The following is a 16,528-nucleotide window of genomic DNA, read 5'->3' as shown; positions in this document are numbered from 1 at the left end:
CGTGGATCGCGGCCTTCCGGGAGACGGACGATGACACCCGTCATCCCAGCGCCGCGGGGAGACCCGGCGGCCACGGACGCCCCACCGCCGCATGTCAGGTACATGTACACGCGATCCGTTCCGGACTTACCACGACACGTCCCGCGATGTCCTCCAGGACTTACCCGGCTCGGAACGCGGCCAGGACCCGGCTCGGGGCCGGCTCGGGGCCGGTGGCCCAGGACCTGGCTCAGCGCCCGGCTCAGGAGCCCAGCGTGTGCATCCAGCCGTGCGTGTCCTCCGCGTGGCCCGTCTGGACGGCCAGCAGCGCCTCGCGGAGCCTCAGCGTGATCTCCCCCGCCGTACCGTCGCCGACCTTCCACTCGTCCCGCGACGACTTCACCTCACCCACAGGGGTGATCACGGCCGCCGTACCGCACGCGAACACCTCCGTGAGGGAGCCGTCCGCGTTGCCCGCACGCCACTCGTCGGTCGTGATCCGCGCCTCGCCCGTCTCGTAGCCCATGTCGGCCGCGATCCTCAGCAGCGAGTCACGGGTGATCCCGGGCAGCAGCGTCCCCGTCAGCGCCGGAGTGACGATCCGCGCGTCGGCACCCGAACCGTAGACGAAGTAGAGGTTCATGCCGCCCATCTCCTCGATGTGCCGGCGCTCCACCGCGTCGAGCCAGACCACCTGATCGCAGCCGTGCTCGGCCGCCTCGGCCTGGGCGACCAGCGAGGCGGCGTAGTTGCCCGCGCACTTCGCCTCACCCGTGCCGCCCGGCGCCGCACGCACGTACTCCTCGGACAGCCACACCGACACCGGCTCGACCCCACCGGGGAAGTACGAGCCCGCCGGGGAAGCGATCACCATGAACGTGTACTGGTTCGCCGGCTTGACCCCGAGCCCCACCTCGCTCGCGAACATGAACGGCCGCAGGTACAGCGAGGCCTCGCCCTCGCTCGGCACCCACGCCTTGTCCTGCCCCACCAGCAGATCGCACGCCTCGATGAACGTCTCCACCGGCAGCTCGGGCATCGCCAGACGCCGCGCGCTGCGCTGGAAACGCCGGGCGTTGGCGTCCGGACGGAAGACCTTCACCGAGCCGTCGGGCTGCCGGTACGCCTTGAGCCCCTCGAAGATCGACTGCGCGTAGTGCAGCGTCATGTTCGCCGGGTCGAGCTGGAGAGGCGCGTACGGCTCCAGCCGCGCGTCGTGCCAGCCCCGGCCCTCGGTCCACTGGATGGTGACCATGTGGTCGGTGAAGTACCGCCCGAACCCGGGGTTCGCCAGCACGGCCTCCCGCTCGGCGTCAGCGACCGGCTGCGCCGCGGGCTTGCGGTCGAAATCGATACGGGGCGTCGTCATGTCCGCGTCCTTCGCTCGTACGTTTGCGGACCTGCCCCGGCGGCCCGGGAGAGCGTGGCCGCTCTCCCGGTCACTCCCCTGGCTGCGGCGCGTACTGCTCGGACGTCCGAGTCCTCCCCCATGGGGCGGTCCCTCACCCCCGATTATCGCGCGGGGGTCAACCTTTTTCGGACGCGGGTACGAGCCGCTGTACGCGGCGACGGCGCCGCCTGGGGTGAGGCGCGGCCGCAGTGAGGACCGCCGTCTTCGCGACGGCGGTCCTCAGCTGGGTGGCTTCCGGGGCGAGAGCGCCCGCCGGAGGTGTCAGCCGGCCACGCGGGCGGCCAGCGCCTCGCCGATCTCGTCCGTGGTGCGAGCCGTCTCGCCCCGCTCCGCCAGGTCCGCGGTGACCGCCTCGTCGACCCGGGCGGCCTCCGCCTCGAAGCCCAGGTGGCGCAGCAGCAGCGCGACGGAGAGCACGGTGGCCGTCGGGTCGGCCTTGCCGGAGCCCGCGATGTCCGGAGCGGAGCCGTGCACCGGCTCGAACATCGAGGGGAACTCGCGGGTCGGGTTGATGTTCCCGGACGCCGCCAGACCGATACCACCGCTCACGGCCGCCGCGAGGTCGGTGATGATGTCGCCGAACAGGTTGTCGGTGACGATCACGTCGAACCGCGCCGGGTCCGTGACCAGGAAGATCGTGGCCGCGTCCACGTGCAGATAGTCGGTGCTCACCTCGGGGAACTCCCGGCCCACCCGGTCGAACGTGTCCTTCCACAGGTGGCCCGCGTGCACCAGGACGTTGTTCTTGTGCACCAGCGTCAGCTTCCTCGCCGGACGGGCCTGGGCCCGCGCGTACGCGTCGCGCACGACCCGCTCCACGCCGTACGCGGTGTTGACGCTCACCTCGTTGGCGACCTCGTGCGGGGTCCCCTTGCGGATCGTGCCGCCGTTGCCGACGTACGGTCCCTCGGTGCCCTCGCGGACGACGACGAAGTCGATCTCCGGGCGGCCCGCCAGCGGCGAGGTCGTGTTCGGGAACAGCTTCGAGGGGCGCAGGTTGACGAAGTGGTCGAAGGCGAAGCGCAGCTTCAGCAGCAGGCCGCGCTCCAGCACGCCCGAGGGCACACCCGGGTCGCCGATGGCGCCCAGCAGGATCGCGTCGTGGCCCTTGAGCTTCTCCAGCTCGGCGTCGGTGAGGGTCTCGCCCGTCGCGTGCCAGCGTTTGGCGCCGAGATCGTACTCGTGCGTCTCCAGTTTCACTTCCTGCGGGAGGACGGCGGTGAGGACCTTGAGGCCCTGGGCGACGACCTCCGGGCCGATTCCGTCGCCGGAAATCACTGCGAGGTCGATGGTGCGGTCCGTGTGGGAGGCCGTTCCTGAAGACATGCGGCGGAGCCTACTCGTTGTCCCATGCGGTGACACGGGGTTGTCCGCATGGCGGACCCTTTGTGCGCTGAGCACGCCGAGTGGGGGCTCCTGGGGGCGGAGCCCCCACCACGGCCGAGGGCACCCTCACGAAAGAAGGAGAAGACCAAGGGGGGCCACCATGCCCCCACGGGCATGGTCAGCGGCGGTCGAAGGCTCGCTGCAAGGCCTTCGCCGCATTGCGGCGGTCCTCCTCGCGGAGCTGTGCGGCCGCTCGCGAGCGGCGGAGGCGGGAGGCGGGGACGTGGTCGGCTGTGGGCGTGGCCATGGGTAACAACTCCTTCTGCGCGGTGCGAGGAGAGATCTGCCGGAACAGCCAAAGGTGCGGGGACCGCCGGTGCGGCAGGGGTCACCTGCCGGAGGCACGGGCGTCGCATCCGCGAGATGCTCGGTCGAGCGGAACGATCGGCTTCCTACAAAGATAGGAGCCGGAAGCCGTGTTGTCTCGCCAATTAGTTGGGCTTCCTACTATCTGAGACGAGAGCCACACGGTTTCGGCCACACGTACCGGAGGCCCGGCCCTCGCGGGCCGGGCCTCCGGTACGTGTGGGGGCTGGGGGTGTCAGCCCATGTGCGGGTAGCGGTAGTCGGTCGGCGCCACCTGGGTCTCCTTGATGGCGCGCGGCGAGGACCAGCGGATGAGGTTGAACTTGGAGCCGGCCTTGTCGTTGGTGCCGGACGCCCGCGCACCGCCGAACGGCTGCTGGCCGACGATGGATCCTGTGGGCCGGTCGTTGAGGTAGAAGTTGCCGGCGGCGAACCGCAGCTTCTCGGACGCGGCGGCCAGGACGGCCCGGTCCTTGGCGAGGACGGCGCCGGTCAGTGCGTAAGCGGAGGCCGACTCCATCTGCTCCAGCATCGCCTCCCAGTTCTCGTCCTCGTAGACGTGGACGGCGATGATCGGGCCGAAGTACTCGGTCTTGAAGACCTCGTTCTCGGGGTCGGAGCAGGCGATGACGGTGGGCGTGACGAAGTAGCCGACGCTGTCGTCGTAGGTGCCGCCGACGACGATCTCGCAGGCCGGGTCGGCCTTGGCGCGGTCGATGGCGGCCTTGTTCTTGGCGAAGGCGCGGTCGTCGATGACGGCGCCGACGAAGTTGGCCAGGTCCGTCACGTCGCCCATGGTCAGGCCCCGGACCTCGGCGGCCAGCTCGTCCTTGAAGCCGTTCTCCCAGATGGAGCGGGGCAGGTAGGCGCGGGAGGCGGCCGAGCACTTCTGGCCCTGGTACTCGAAGGCGCCGCGGGTGATGGCGGTCTTGAGGACGGCCTGGTCGGCGGAGGAGTGGGCGACGATGAAGTCCTTGCCGCCGGTCTCGCCGACGATGCGCGGGTAGGACTTGTAGGTCGCGATGTTCTCGCCGACGCTCTTCCACAGGTGCTGGAAGGTGGCGGTGGAGCCGGTGAAGTGGATGCCGGCCAGGTCCGGGTGCGGGATGGCGACCTCGGAGACGTCCTTGCCGTCGCCGGTCACCAGGTTGATGACGCCCTTGGGCAGCCCGGCCTCCTCCAGCAGCTCCATCAGGAGCACGGCGGCGTGGGTCTGGGTCGGAGAGGGCTTCCAGACCACGACGTTGCCCATCAGGGCGGGCGCGGTGGGCAGGTTGCCGGCGATGGCGGTGAAGTTGAACGGCGTGATCGCGTAGACGAAGCCCTCCAGCGGGCGGTGGTCCATGCGGTTCCAGATGCCGTTCGGCTGGATCAGCGGCTGCTCGGTGATCAGCTCACGCGCGAAGTGCACGTTGAAGCGCCAGAAGTCGATCAGCTCGCAAGGGGCGTCGATCTCGGCCTGCTGGGCGGTCTTGGACTGGCCCAGCATGGTGGAGGCGGCGATCGTCTCGCGCCACGGTCCGGAGAGCAGCTCGGCGGCCTTGAGGATGATCGCCGCGCGGTCGTCGAAGGACATCGCGCGCCAGGCCGGGGCCGCGGCGAGGGCGGCGTCGATGGCGTCCTGCGCGTCCTGGCGGGTGGCGGTGGCGTAGGTGCCCAGCACCTTGTGGTGGTTGTGCGGCTGTACGACGTCGACGCGCTCGCCGCCGCCCATGCGCCTGACACCGTTGATCGTCATCGGCAGCTCGCGGGGGTTGTCGGCCAGCTCCTTGAGCTTGGCCTCCAGGCGAGAGCGCTCGGGGCTGCCGGGCGCGTAGCCGTGCACCGGCTCGTTGTACGGGGCGGGGACCTGGGTCACAGCGTCCACGGTTGCTCCTTGTGATCGAGGGATTCGGGCGTCGTGTAGGTGGGGCCGTCAGGCCGATGACGGTGCGGGCGTCACCTTCTCAGCCCCGGCTGACGAGGGACCTCAGGAAGAAGCCCATGTTGGCGGGGCGCTCCGCGAGGCGGCGCATGAAGTAGCCGTACCAGTCCGTGCCGTAGGGGACGTAGACGCGCATGCCGTGGCCCTGCGCGACCAGCCGCTCCTGCTCGGCCTCGCGGATGCCGTACAGCATCTGGAACTCGTACTCGTCCTTCTTCCGACCGTAACGCTCGGCGAGGTCCTGGGCGATGGCCACCATGCGGGGATCGTGGGAGCCGACCATCGGGTAGCCCTTGCCCGCCATGAGGACCTTCAGGCAGCGCACGTACGCCTTGTCGACCTCGCCCTTGTTCTGGAAGGCGACGGCGGCGGGCTCCTTGTAGGCGCCCTTGACGAGGCGGACGCGGGAGCCCTCGCCGGCCAGCGCGTGGCAGTCGTCCTCGGTGCGGAAGAGGTAGGACTGGACGACGGCCCCGGTGCGGGGGAAACGCTCGCGCAGCTGTCCGAGGATCGCCAGCGTGGAGTCGACCGTGGTGTGGTCCTCCATGTCGAGGGTGACGGTCGTGCCTGCGGCCGTGGCGGCCTCGACGACGGGCAGCACGTTGCGCTGCGCCAGGTCGTGTCCGCCCGGCAGGGCCTGCCCGAAGGCGGAGAGCTTGACCGACATCTCCACGTGCTCGGCCAGCCCGGCACCGGCCAGCGCGTCGGTCAGCGCGAGATAGGCGTCGCGGTTGCGGACGGCTTCCGAGCGGTCGGTGATGTCCTCGCCCAGGTGGTCGACGGTGACCTGCATGCCGCGCCCGGTGAGCGAGGTGACGTTGGTCAGGCACTGCTCCAGCTGCTCGCCCGCCACGAACCGGTCCACCATCGGGCGGGTGACCGGAGCGGCCGAGACGAGGCGGCGGATGCTGTCGCTGCGCGCGGCGGCGAGGAGCACGGGTCCCAGCACGGGGCACCTCCACGGATTGTTCTTGTGGGCGGCTCGGCGGCGCGGGGTGCTGGGGGCGGTGCCTCACGGCGGTACCGGACAGCGGGTGCGCTGAGCCACCTCGAAGGTAAGGAGCGCGGCCGGGCGCGGACCATCGACAGCTGTCACGTGTCCGTGGACCGGATCTCATACAGATGTATGAGAATGGTCGGTGGAGCGCGACGACGGCGTGCGGCGCGGAAAGCGGACGAGTGGCACGGAGGGCCGGACGGGCATGCGGGAGGACTACCAGGCGCTGATCGACGAGGTCTCCCAGCTGCTGGGCACCCCCGCCACCCTGGAGGCCCGTGACTTCTCACTGATCGCCTTCGGCGCGCACGAGAGCGGCGACGAGGAGGGCCAGGGCCACGAACTGGCGCTGGACGCGGTGCGCACCCGTACGATCCTGCAACGCAGGTCGGCGCCCGCCGTGCGCGCGTTCTTCGAGAACTACGGCATCACCCGCGCCACAGGCCCCGTCCGCATCCCTCCCGACCCGGCAGCCGGGGTGGTGCACGGCCGGATCTGCCTGCCCGTGCGGGACCGGGGCGTGGTGTACGGCTACATCTGGCTCCTCGACGACGGCGCACTCGACCTGGCCGACCCCCGGCTGACCGCCGCGATGACGGTCGCGGAACGCACCGGCGCCCAGCTCGCCGCGCACTTCCGCGCCGAGGAGCGGACCGGGGAGCTACTGAGCGCGGCCCTGGCCGAGCGGGGCGGCGGCGCGCGTGACGAAGCGGTCGCCGCGCTGGCCGCCGCACTGGGAGACGCCGCGTCCGGCCCGCTCGCCGTGGTGGCCGTCCTCCCCTGGGAACAGGACGAGGACCCCGGCGCGTCCGGCCAGTCCCCCCTTACGGGCGCGCTCCCCCGGCTCGCGGCACAGTGCGTACGCGACGGTGCGCTGGCCGCACTCGTACGGCTGCGCACCCCGCACGGGCTGGACGCGGCCCGCGCGGCGGCCGGCCGGCTGCTGCGGTCCGCAGGGCCTCCGGTGGCGGGCGACGGCGGTGGCCCCACCGCGGGGCTGAGTTCGCCGCGCACCGGGCTGGCCAAACTGCCCACCGCCTGGCGCGAGGCACGGGCCGCCGCGCGGGCCGCCGCGGCCGAACCCCCCGAGGACGCGATCGCCGCGTGGGACACCCTCGGGCCCTACCGCCTGCTGACGGGCCTCGCCCAGGCCGGGCCCGTGCCCGACCCCGTCGTCCGCGACCTGCTGCGCCCCGTCCACCACGAACTCGCCCGCACCGCCGAGGTCTTCCTCGACTGCGCGGGCCAGGCGGGCCGCTCCGCGGCCGCCCTCGGCATCCACCGCCAGACGCTCTACTACCGCCTCACCCGCGTGGAACGCCTCACGGGCCTCGACCTGGACGAGGGCGAGGACCGCCTCCTACTCCACATGGCCCTGAAGGCGGCCCGGCTGTGAGCCCGCCCCGCCCGGCCGCCGCTGGACACACGCGAGCGGGCCGGTGACCGCGCACCGGCCCGCTCGGATCCGCTCGCCGGCCGCCGCCTCACGGTGGCGGCCGGGATGTCACTCCGCCAGGTCGACCGCCCGGGCGTGGGTGGCGCCGATTTCGTCGGCGATCTCTGTGAGGACGGGTCCTGCGATGGTGTCGTCCACCGTCAGGGCGACCAGGGCCTCGCCGCCCTCCTCCGCGCGGGAGACCTGCATGCCGGCGATGTTGATGCCCGCCTCGCCGAGGATGCGGCCGACCGTGCCGACGACGCCGGGGCGGTCGCCGTAGCGGAAGAACGCCATGTGGTCGGCGACGGCCAGGTCCACGCCGTGCTCGTTGATGGCGACGATCTTCTGGAGGTGCTTGGGGCCCGCCAGGGTGCCGGAGGCGGAGACCTCCTCGCCGTCCGCCAGGGTGCCGCGCACGACGACCACGTTGCGGTGCTCGGCCGACTCGCTGGAGGTGGTCAGCCGCACCTCCACGCCCCGCTCCTGTGCGAACAGCGGCGCGTTGACGTAGGAGACCGTCTCGTCCACGACGTCCTCGAACACACCCTTGAGCGCGGACAGTTCGAGGACCTTCACGTCGTGCTGGGTGATCTCGCCGTACACCTCGACGTCCAGCCGCACGGCGACCTCGCCGGCCAGCGCGGTGAAGATGCGGCCCAGCTTCTCGGCCAGCGGCAGCGCCGGGCGCACGTCCTCGGCGATGACACCGCCCTGCACGTTGACGGCGTCGGGCACCAGCTCGCCCGCCAGGGCCAGCCGCACCGACTTGGCGACCGCGATGCCCGCCTTCTCCTGCGCCTCGCCTGTGGAGGCACCCAGGTGCGGGGTGCACACCACCTGGTCGAAGGCGAACAGCGGCGAGTCGGTGCACGGTTCGGAGGCGTACACGTCCAGGCCCGCGCCCGCGACCCGGCCCTCCTTGAGGGCGGCGGCCAGCGCCTCCTCGTCGACGATGCCGCCGCGTGCCGCGTTGACCAGGCGCACGTCCGGCTTCACCTTGTGCAGCGCCTCGTGGCCGATCAGGCCCACCGTCTCCGGGGTCTTGGGCAGGTGGACGGTGATGAAGTCGGCGACCTCCAGCAGCTCGTCCAGGGACAGCAGCTTCACGCCCATCTGCGCGGCCCGCGCCGGCTGCACGAACGGGTCGTAGGCCACCACCTTCATCCCGAACGCCGACATGCGCTGCGCCACCAGTACGCCGATGCGGCCGAGGCCGACCACGCCGAGCGTCTTCTCGCTCAGCTCCACACCGGTGTACTTGCTGCGCTTCCACTCGCCGCCCTTGAGCGCGGCGGTGGCCTGCGGGATGTTGCGGGCCGTCGCGACGAGCAGCCCGCAGGCCAGCTCGGCGGCGGTGACGATGTTGGAGGTCGGCGCGTTGACGACCATCACGCCGGCCTTCGTGGCGGCGGGCACGTCCACGTTGTCGAGCCCGACGCCGGCGCGGGCGACGACCTTCAGCTTGCTCGCCGCGGCGACGGCCTCGGCGTCGATCTTCGTGGCGGAACGGACGAGGACGGCGTCCACATCGGCGAGGGCGGGCAGCAGTTCGTCCCGGTTGGCGCCGTCACACTGCCGGATCTCGAAATCCGGGCCCAGCGCGTCGACGGTGGCGGGGGAGAGCTCTTCGGCGATGAGTACTACGGGCTTGCTCACGTGGTCTCCAAGTCCTGGACAGCGCGGGTCCCTGCGGGGCGGGAGGGCAGACGCACGACGCTGTGAGCCTGTGTGCCCCGCAGTCTATCGAGGGCCCCGCCCTCGATGTGGGCGATCCGTGCACCCCACACCGAGGGTGCGGGCGCCCTCCCCGGCCCCGGGGAGGGCGCCCGCGACCAGGTGTGCCGGGCCCGCGAACGGAGGAAGAAGGGGCTCTTACTTGTCCTCGTCGACCCAGCTCATCAAAGAGCGCAGCTTCTCGCCCGTGGTGGCCAGGAGGCTGTCCTCGTCGGCCTTCTTGTACTCGTTGTACTTGGGCAGGCCCGCGTTGTACTCGGCCATCCAGTTGTTGGCGAAGGTGCCGTCCTGGATCTCGCCGAGGATCTTCTTCATCTCGGCGCGCGTCTGGTCGTTGATGATGCGCGGGCCTGAGACGTAGTCGCCCCACTCGGCGGTCTCGGAGACCGACCAGCGCATCTTCTCCAGGCCGCCCTCGTACATGAGGTCCACGATCAGCTTGAGCTCGTGGAGGCACTCGAAGTAGGCGATCTCCGGCTGGTAGCCGGCCTCGACCAGGGTGTCGAAGCCTGCCTTGACCAGCGAGGCGGTGCCGCCGCACAGCACGGCCTGCTCGCCGAACAGGTCGGTCTCGGCCTCCTCGGTGAAGGTCGTCTTGATGACGCCGGCGCGGGTGCCGCCGATGGCCTTGGCGTAGGAGAGGGCCAGCGCGAAGGCTTTTCCGCTCGCGTCCTGCTCGACGGCCGCGATGCACGGCACGCCGCGGCCCTCCTCGTACTGGCGGCGCACCAGGTGGCCCGGGCCCTTGGGGGCGACCATGCACACGTCGACGGAGGCCGGGGGCTTGATGAAGTCGTAGCGGATGTTCAGCCCGTGGCCGAAGAAGAGGGCGTCGCCGTCCTTGAGGTGGGGGGCGATGGACTCCTCGTAGACCTTGGCCTGGATCGGGTCGGGAACCAGGACCATGATGACGTCCGCTTCCTGGACCGCCTCGGCGGGCGCCGCCACGCGCAGGCCCTGCTCCTCGGCCTTGGCGCGGGACTTCGAGCCCTCGTGCAGGCCGACCCGGACGTCGACGCCCGAGTCGCGCAGCGACAGCGCGTGGGCGTGGCCCTGGCTGCCGTATCCGAGGACCGCGACCTTGCGGTTCTGGATGATGGACAGGTCGGCGTCGTCGTCGTAGAACAGCTCGGCCACGGGATGTTTCTCCTTGTGCTCAGTCTTGGTGTGGTGCCCAACCTACGCGGCCGGGCGGGGGTGCCCGTCCCAACCCCGCCGCAACGTCGTGCGGCCACGGCGGGGAGGGTCCGGCGGGATGGCCGGTCGCGGTTGTCGCCGCGCTCGGTCATGCGAAGCACTCAGGCGGAGCGCTCCAGCGCACGCAGGCTCCGGTCGGTGATGGAGCGGGCGCCGCGCCCTATGGCGATGGTTCCGGACTGCACCAGTTCCTTGATGCCGTACGGCTCCAGCATCTTCAGCATCGCCTCCAGCTTGTCGGCGCTGCCGGTGGCCTCGACGGTGACGGCCTCGGGTGAGACGTCGACGGTCTTGGCGCGGAAGAGCTGGACGATCTCCACGATCTGGGAGCGGGTGTCGTTGTCGGCGCGGACCTTCACCAGGACGAGTTCGCGCTGAACGGCGGACGAGGGCTCCAGCTCGACGATCTTGAGGACGTTGACCAGCTTGTTGAGCTGCTTGGTGACCTGCTCCAGCGGCAGGTCCTCGACGTTCACCACGATGGTGATGCGCGAGATGTCGGGGTGCTCGGTGACGCCGACCGCGAGCGAGTCGATGTTGAAGCCGCGGCGGGAGAAGAGCGAGGCGATCCTGGCGAGGATGCCGGGGGTGTTCTCCACCAGCACGGAGAGCGTGTGCTTGGACATCGGTGTCATGCCTTCCTTGTGCCGGTGGCCGTCAGTCGTCGCTGTCGCCGAAGTCGGGGCGCACGCCGCGCGCCGCCATGACCTCGTCGTTGGAGGTGCCCGCCGCGACCATCGGCCAGACCATGGCGTCCTCGTGGACGATGAAGTCGACGACGACGGGCCGGTCGTTGATCGCGTTCGCCTTCTCGATGACCGCGTCCAGCTCGTCGGGGTCCTCGCAGCGGATGCCGACGCAGCCCATGGCCTCGGCCAGCTTGACGAAGTCGGGCACCCTGGTGCCCCGGCTCGGCTCGCCCTGCTCGCCGTCGTGCAGCACGGTGTTGGAGTAGCGCTGGTTGTAGAAGAGGGTCTGCCACTGGCGGACCATGCCCAGCGCGCCGTTGTTGATGATGGCGACCTTGATGGGGGCGCCGTTGAGCGCGGCGGTGACCAGCTCCTGGTTGGTCATCTGGAAGCAGCCGTCGCCGTCGATGGCCCACACGGTGCGCTCTGGCATGCCGACCTTGGCGCCGAGCGCGGCGGGCACGGCGTAGCCCATGGTGCCCAGACCGCCGGAGTTGAGCCAGGTGGCGGGCTGCTCGTAGTCGATGAAGTGGGCCGCCCACATCTGGTGTTGGCCGACCCCGGCGGCGAAGACGGTGTGCTCGGGGGCCAGCTCGCCGATCCGCTTGATGACCTGCTGGGGGGCCAGCGAGCCGTCCTCGGGCTTGTCGTAGCCGAGCGGATAGGTCTCGCGCCAGCGGTCGAGCATGGCCCACCAGTCGGCGTACCGGTCCCCCGGCTCGCCGGGGTGCTCGGACTGCTCGGTCTGCAAAGAGACCACCAGGTCGGCCAGCACCTCACGCGCGTCCCCGACGATCGGCACGTCGGCGGCGCGGTTCTTGCCGATCTCGGCCGGGTCGATGTCGGCGTGGACGATCTTGGCGTACGGAGCGAAGGAGTCCAGCTTGCCGGTGACGCGGTCGTCGAAGCGGGCGCCGAGGGCGACGATCAGGTCGGCCTTCTGCAGCGCGGTGACGGCGGCGACGGTGCCGTGCATGCCGGGCATGCCCAGGTGCTGCGGGTGGCTGTCGGGGAAGGCGCCGATGCCCATGAGGGTGGTGGTCACCGGCGCGCCGGTCAGCTCGGCCAGGACCTTCAGCTCCGCTGTGGCGCCGGCCTTCAGGACGCCCCCGCCGACGTAGAGGACGGGGCGGCGGGCCTCGCTGATCAGCTTGGCGGCCTCGCGGATCTGCTTGCCGTGCGGTTTGGTCACCGGGCGGTAGCCGGGCAGCTCGGCGGTCGGCGGCCACTGGAAGACCGTCTCGTCCTGGAGCGCGTCCTTGGCGATGTCGACCAGGACGGGCCCCGGGCGTCCCGTGGAGGCGATGTGGAAGGCCTCGGCGATGGTGCGGGGGATCTCGTCGGGGTTCTTGACCAGGAAGTTGTGTTTGGTGACCGGCATCGAGATGCCGCAGATGTCGGCCTCCTGGAAGGCGTCCGTGCCGATCGCTTTCGAGGCCACCTGTCCTGTGATGGCGACGATCGGCACGGAGTCCATGTGCGCGTCGGCCAGCGGGGTGACCAGGTTGGTGGCGCCGGGGCCCGAGGTGGCCATGCAGACGCCGACCCTGCCGGTGGCCTGCGCGTACCCGGTGGCCGCGTGGCCGGCGCCCTGCTCGTGGCGGACGAGGACGTGCCGGACCCGCGAGGAGTCCATCATCGGGTCGTAGGCGGGCAGGATGCAGCCGCCGGGGATGCCGAATACGGTGTCGGCGCCGACTACCTCAAGAGCGCGGATGAGGGACTGGGCGCCGGTGATGCGGGGCGCCTGGGCCGGAACGGGAGTCGGCTGCTGTCCGCCGCTGCGGGCCCGCGGCTGCGGCTTGGGGGCCCCGGTGGCCTGTTCGGTCATCGCTTGTCTCTTCTCGGAGAGTGAGGGTTGACACTCGTCGGGGGCGGGCGCCCGTACGGGGCTGGTCATGTCCCGTTTGTCCGGGCTACCGCTGGTATGGGCTCAGGTGCTGGTGCAACAAAAAACCCCTCGTGCCGCGAGGCAAGCGAGGGGAGCGCGCCGGGAAGGTCGCGGGGTGTGGAGCCCCGGTCAGCCGACGCGCTTTCCAAGTACGAGAATTCGGGTGCGCATGATGATGACCCTCTCCCCGTCAACCCCCGAGTGTCAAGTGGGTGGGACAGGCGTCTCAGCATCCGAACGCGACGCCGGATGTACCAGGGCTTCCGGCGTGCCCTGCTTCCGCGCCGTCAGCGTTCCGGGCCCCGGTCGCACAGGCCCCGGCGAGGTGGCGCGCCGCAGCGGCGACGCTCCCGGGACCGCCACCGCGGCCTCCCGGCCCTCCGGGTGCTCCTCGCCGTAGCCGGAAGCGCCGCCGCTGCGGCTCGACTCGGGCACCCCGTAGACCCCGCGGGCCAGCGCCGTACGCAGCCGGTGCTCGTCCAGCGGTCCGGAGAAGACGGCACCCTGACCGTGCGTGCAGCCCATCTCGCGCAGCAGCGTGGCCTGCTCGGGCAGGTCGACCCCCTCGGCCACCGTCGTCAGCCCCAGGTCGCCGGCGATCCGCAGCAGCCCGGCGGTGATCTTGCGCTGCCTGGAGGACTCCACGATCCCGTCCGTGAGCCCCCGGTCCAGGCGCAGGATGTCGACGGGGAGCCTGCGCAGCGCCGAGATCGCCGCATACCCGCTGCCGAAGCCGTCCAGCGAGATCAGCACGCCCAGCCTGCGCAGCGCGCTCAGCCGCCGCTCCAGCTCGTCCAGCGGGATGCGCGGGTCGCTGTCCGACAGCTCCAGGATCAGCGCGCCCGGCGCCCCCGGCACCCCCGCGTTGGCCGCGGGCGCCCCCAGCGCCGTGCCGCCGCTGGGCCCCGGCGCGGCGGCCAGCCCGTGCCGGGCCAGCAGGGCGCCGACGCTGTGCGGCTCCATGCCGGGCTCGGTCAGCCGCCTGGCCGGCAGCCGCACCGTGACCGGGGCCCCGTATCCGGCACGCTGGCGGGCCGCCGCCTGGGCTACGGCCTCCTCCAGCAGCCAGCGGCTCACCTCGGCGGCCCGCTCGCCGCCCATGCCGCGGGCCTCGCGCGCCGAGGCGCCCTCGGTGCGCAGGAACTCCGCCGGCGTGAAGAGGATGCCCGCCTCCGAGCGCCAGCGCGCCTCCGCCGCGATCGCGGTGATCTTGCCGCTGGCCAGCTCGACGATCGGCTGGTGCAGCAGCGCGAACTCGCCGTCGTGCAGCGCGCTGCGCAGCCGCGCCGCCAGCTCGGCGCGCTTGACGACCTCGGCCTGCATCTGCGGCGCGTACAGCTCGACCCGGGCCTTGCCCGCCTGCTTGGCGCGGTACATCGCCAGGTCGGCGTTGCGCATCAGGGAGCTGGGGGTGATGCCGGGCTCGGCGAAGGCGATGCCGATGGAGGCGGCCACCCGCACCTGCGTGCCCTCGACCCGGTAGGGGTCGGAGAGAGTGATCCGCAGCCGGTCGGCGATGTCGTGTATGCGCAGCTCGCGTTCGGCGTCCGGTGGCGCGCCCGGCTCGCCGTCGCCGCGGATGAGCACGGCGAACTCGTCGCCGCCCAGCCGCGCCGCGGTGTCGCCGGAGCGCACCGACTCGTGCAGCCGCCTTGCCGCCTGCACCAGCAGTTCGTCGCCCGCCTGGTGGCCGACGGTGTCGTTGACCGCCTTGAAGCCGTCCAGGTCGATGAAGAGCACCGCCGTGCCGCAGTCACCGCCGCGTCGCGAGCCGATGGCCTGCCGGACCCGCTCGGTGAACAGGGCGCGGTTGGGCAGGTCGGTGAGCGCGTCGTGCGAGGCGTTGTGCTGCAACTGCGCCTGGAGCCGCACGCGCTCGGTCACGTCCCGGCTGTTGAAGATCAGGCCGCCCTGGTAGCGGTTGACCGTGGACTCGACGTTGAGCCAGTGGCCCTGACCGTGCCGGATGCGGCACTCGATTCTCGTGCACGCCTCCTGCTCCCAGGAGGCGGCCAGGAAGCGGCGCAGCTCGTGCAGCACCTGGCCGAGGTCCTCCGGGTGGACGAGGGAGGAGAGTTCGGCGCCGACCAGGTCCTCGGCGTCGCGCCCGTAGACGCCCGCCGCGGCCGGCGAGACGTAGCGGAGGCTGCCGGCGGCCGCGGTGATCATGATGACGTCGCTGGAGCCCTGCACCAGGGAGCGGAAGTGGTTCTCCTTCTGCGCCAGCTCCCGGGTGAGCGTGATGTTGTCCAGGAGCATGATGCCCTGGCGCAGCACCAGCGCCAGCACGACCGTGCAGCCTGTGTAGAGGACGACGCGGTCGATCTCGCGGCCGTCCACCGAGTTGTAGAGGATGCCCAGGGTGCACACGGCCGCAGCCAGGTAGGGCGTCAGCGCGCTGAGTGAACCGGAGATGGGGCGGCTGGGGTGCGTGGCGCGGGCCTCCGCCTCACGGGCCGTGGCCAGTGGCTGCGGCTGCGGCGGCGCCGGGCTGGGGCCGCGGCTTCTGCCGACCCAGGGCGCGTACGCCAGCAGCAGCGATCCGGCGAACCAGCCCGCGTCCAGCAACTGGCCCGAGGCGTAGTGCTCGCGCAGCATCGGCGAGGTGAACAGGGCGTCGCACAGTACCGTCAGCGCGAGCGCGCCGACAGCGGTGTTGATGGCGCTGCGGTGCGCGGAGGAGCGCCGGAAGTGCAGGGCCAGCACCATGCTGACGAGCACGATGTCCAGCAGTGGGTAGGCCATGTTCAGCGCGGCCCTGGCCACCGAGTCGCCCTGCCAGTAGGCGGTGTGGGCGAGCGCGAGGGACCAGGAGAGCGTCAGCAGGGAGCCGCCGATCAGCCAGGCGTCGAGGCTCAGGCACACCCAGCCGGCGCGGGTCACCGGGCGCTTGGCGAGCACGAGCAGCCCGACGATGGCCGGTGGCGCGAACAGCAGGAAGCAGAAGTCGGCCAGTGACGGTCTGGGGACCGGCTGGTCGAGCACCAGCTCGTACCAGCCCCAGACCCCGTTGCCGAGCCCCGCCATCAGCGAGGAGACGCCGAAGAGCGCCCAGGCGGGGCGGCTGGCCCGCAGCCGGGCGCGCTGTGCCGGTGCCAGGTGGGCCGCGCCGGGCCGTTCGGCGTCGCGGCGCTGCGTGTAGGCGTACCACAGGCAGGAGGTGGCGGCCAGCAGGGCGGCGGCGCTGAGCCCGAAGTCGCCCATGAACACGGCGACGGTGTGCGAGCCCCAGCCGAGGGCTGCTCCGATGGCGTAGCCGGCGCAGACGACGGCGAGCGCCAGCTGCGAGGCGAGTCCTGTGGCGCCGCCCGAGCCTCCTCCGCGTGGCTGGGGCGGGACGCCATCGGTGCTGCCGGTCCTGCCGGCGGGGCCGGTCGCCCGAGGCCCGGTCCCCCTCGCCCGTGGCGGGATTCCGCGGGTCTGCGGCGGCACCGACGTACCGCGTCCGGTGCCGCCGGCGCGGACCGCGGGTGTGGTGGTCCAGCACGGTTTGCGTCGCGGGGCCGCTTCGTTGGTCGTCATCGTGCCACCCGCCAGGACGGGGGCCACTTGGTGGAGTCGGCACGGCCGTCACGC

11 protein-coding genes are annotated in these 16,528 nt (G+C 71.6%); 1 reads left to right on the top strand and 10 read right to left on the bottom strand.

The window, feature by feature from the left end; all coding sequences use genetic code 11:
• Positions 1–241 precede the first annotated feature (241 nt).
• The 5 genes from DTL70_RS24395 to DTL70_RS24380 all read right to left on the bottom strand — a co-directional run bounded on the left by DTL70_RS24395 (position 242) and on the right by DTL70_RS24380 (position 5,955).
• Positions 242–1,348: a branched-chain amino acid aminotransferase gene (locus DTL70_RS24395; RefSeq protein WP_114024095.1), complete on the bottom strand. Its 1,107-nt coding sequence runs from the start codon at positions 1,346–1,348 to the stop codon at positions 242–244.
• Between the two features lie 303 nt (positions 1,349–1,651).
• Complete coding sequence (locus DTL70_RS24390; protein WP_114024094.1) at positions 1,652–2,716, bottom strand: 3-isopropylmalate dehydrogenase; 1,065 nt, start codon at positions 2,714–2,716, stop codon at positions 1,652–1,654.
• A 178-nt stretch (positions 2,717–2,894) separates the two neighbouring features.
• Positions 2,895–3,023, bottom strand: a complete 129-nt coding sequence (locus tag DTL70_RS34825) for a hypothetical protein (RefSeq protein ID WP_281278721.1) — start codon at positions 3,021–3,023, stop codon at positions 2,895–2,897.
• 294 nt (positions 3,024–3,317) lie between these two features.
• Entirely contained in the window at positions 3,318–4,949 is a 1,632-nt protein-coding gene (gene pruA, locus DTL70_RS24385) for an L-glutamate gamma-semialdehyde dehydrogenase (RefSeq protein WP_114024093.1), read from the bottom strand.
• Between the two features lie 79 nt (positions 4,950–5,028).
• Entirely contained in the window at positions 5,029–5,955 is a 927-nt protein-coding gene (locus DTL70_RS24380; protein ID WP_114024092.1) for a proline dehydrogenase family protein, read from the bottom strand.
• 253 nt (positions 5,956–6,208) lie between these two features.
• On the opposite strand from DTL70_RS24380, the gene DTL70_RS24375 reads away from it, so the two are divergent.
• A complete protein-coding gene (locus DTL70_RS24375; protein ID WP_114024294.1) occupies positions 6,209–7,399 on the top strand; it encodes a PucR family transcriptional regulator in 1,191 nt (396 codons plus the stop codon).
• Positions 7,400–7,507: 108 nt separating this feature from the next.
• Here the strand turns inward: DTL70_RS24375 and serA are convergent, their stop codons facing one another.
• The 5 genes from serA to DTL70_RS24350 form a co-directional block, all read right to left on the bottom strand.
• Positions 7,508–9,097: a phosphoglycerate dehydrogenase gene (gene serA / locus DTL70_RS24370; RefSeq protein ID WP_114024091.1), complete on the bottom strand. Its 1,590-nt coding sequence runs from the start codon at positions 9,095–9,097 to the stop codon at positions 7,508–7,510.
• A 216-nt stretch (positions 9,098–9,313) separates the two neighbouring features.
• The gene (gene ilvC / locus DTL70_RS24365; protein WP_114024090.1) at positions 9,314–10,312 is read right to left on the bottom strand and encodes a ketol-acid reductoisomerase; all 999 of its coding nucleotides are present in this window, start codon (positions 10,310–10,312) and stop codon (positions 9,314–9,316) included.
• A gap of 161 nt (positions 10,313–10,473) precedes the next feature.
• Positions 10,474–10,998, bottom strand: a complete 525-nt coding sequence (ilvN, locus tag DTL70_RS24360) for an acetolactate synthase small subunit (RefSeq protein WP_027735462.1) — start codon at positions 10,996–10,998, stop codon at positions 10,474–10,476.
• A gap of 31 nt (positions 10,999–11,029) precedes the next feature.
• Positions 11,030–12,892, bottom strand: coding sequence for an acetolactate synthase large subunit (locus DTL70_RS24355; protein WP_114024089.1), 1,863 nt, complete (start codon positions 12,890–12,892; stop codon positions 11,030–11,032).
• A gap of 264 nt (positions 12,893–13,156) precedes the next feature.
• The gene (locus DTL70_RS24350; RefSeq protein ID WP_245979607.1) at positions 13,157–16,474 is read right to left on the bottom strand and encodes a putative bifunctional diguanylate cyclase/phosphodiesterase; all 3,318 of its coding nucleotides are present in this window, start codon (positions 16,472–16,474) and stop codon (positions 13,157–13,159) included.
• Positions 16,475–16,528 lie beyond the last annotated feature (54 nt).

Source organism: Streptomyces diacarni, from assembly GCF_003323715.1.
GTDB classification, from domain to species: domain Bacteria; phylum Actinomycetota; class Actinomycetes; order Streptomycetales; family Streptomycetaceae; genus Streptomyces; species Streptomyces diacarni.
Note: the sequence above shows the minus strand (reverse complement) of the source record. Positions and strands in the feature narration are given on the sequence as shown.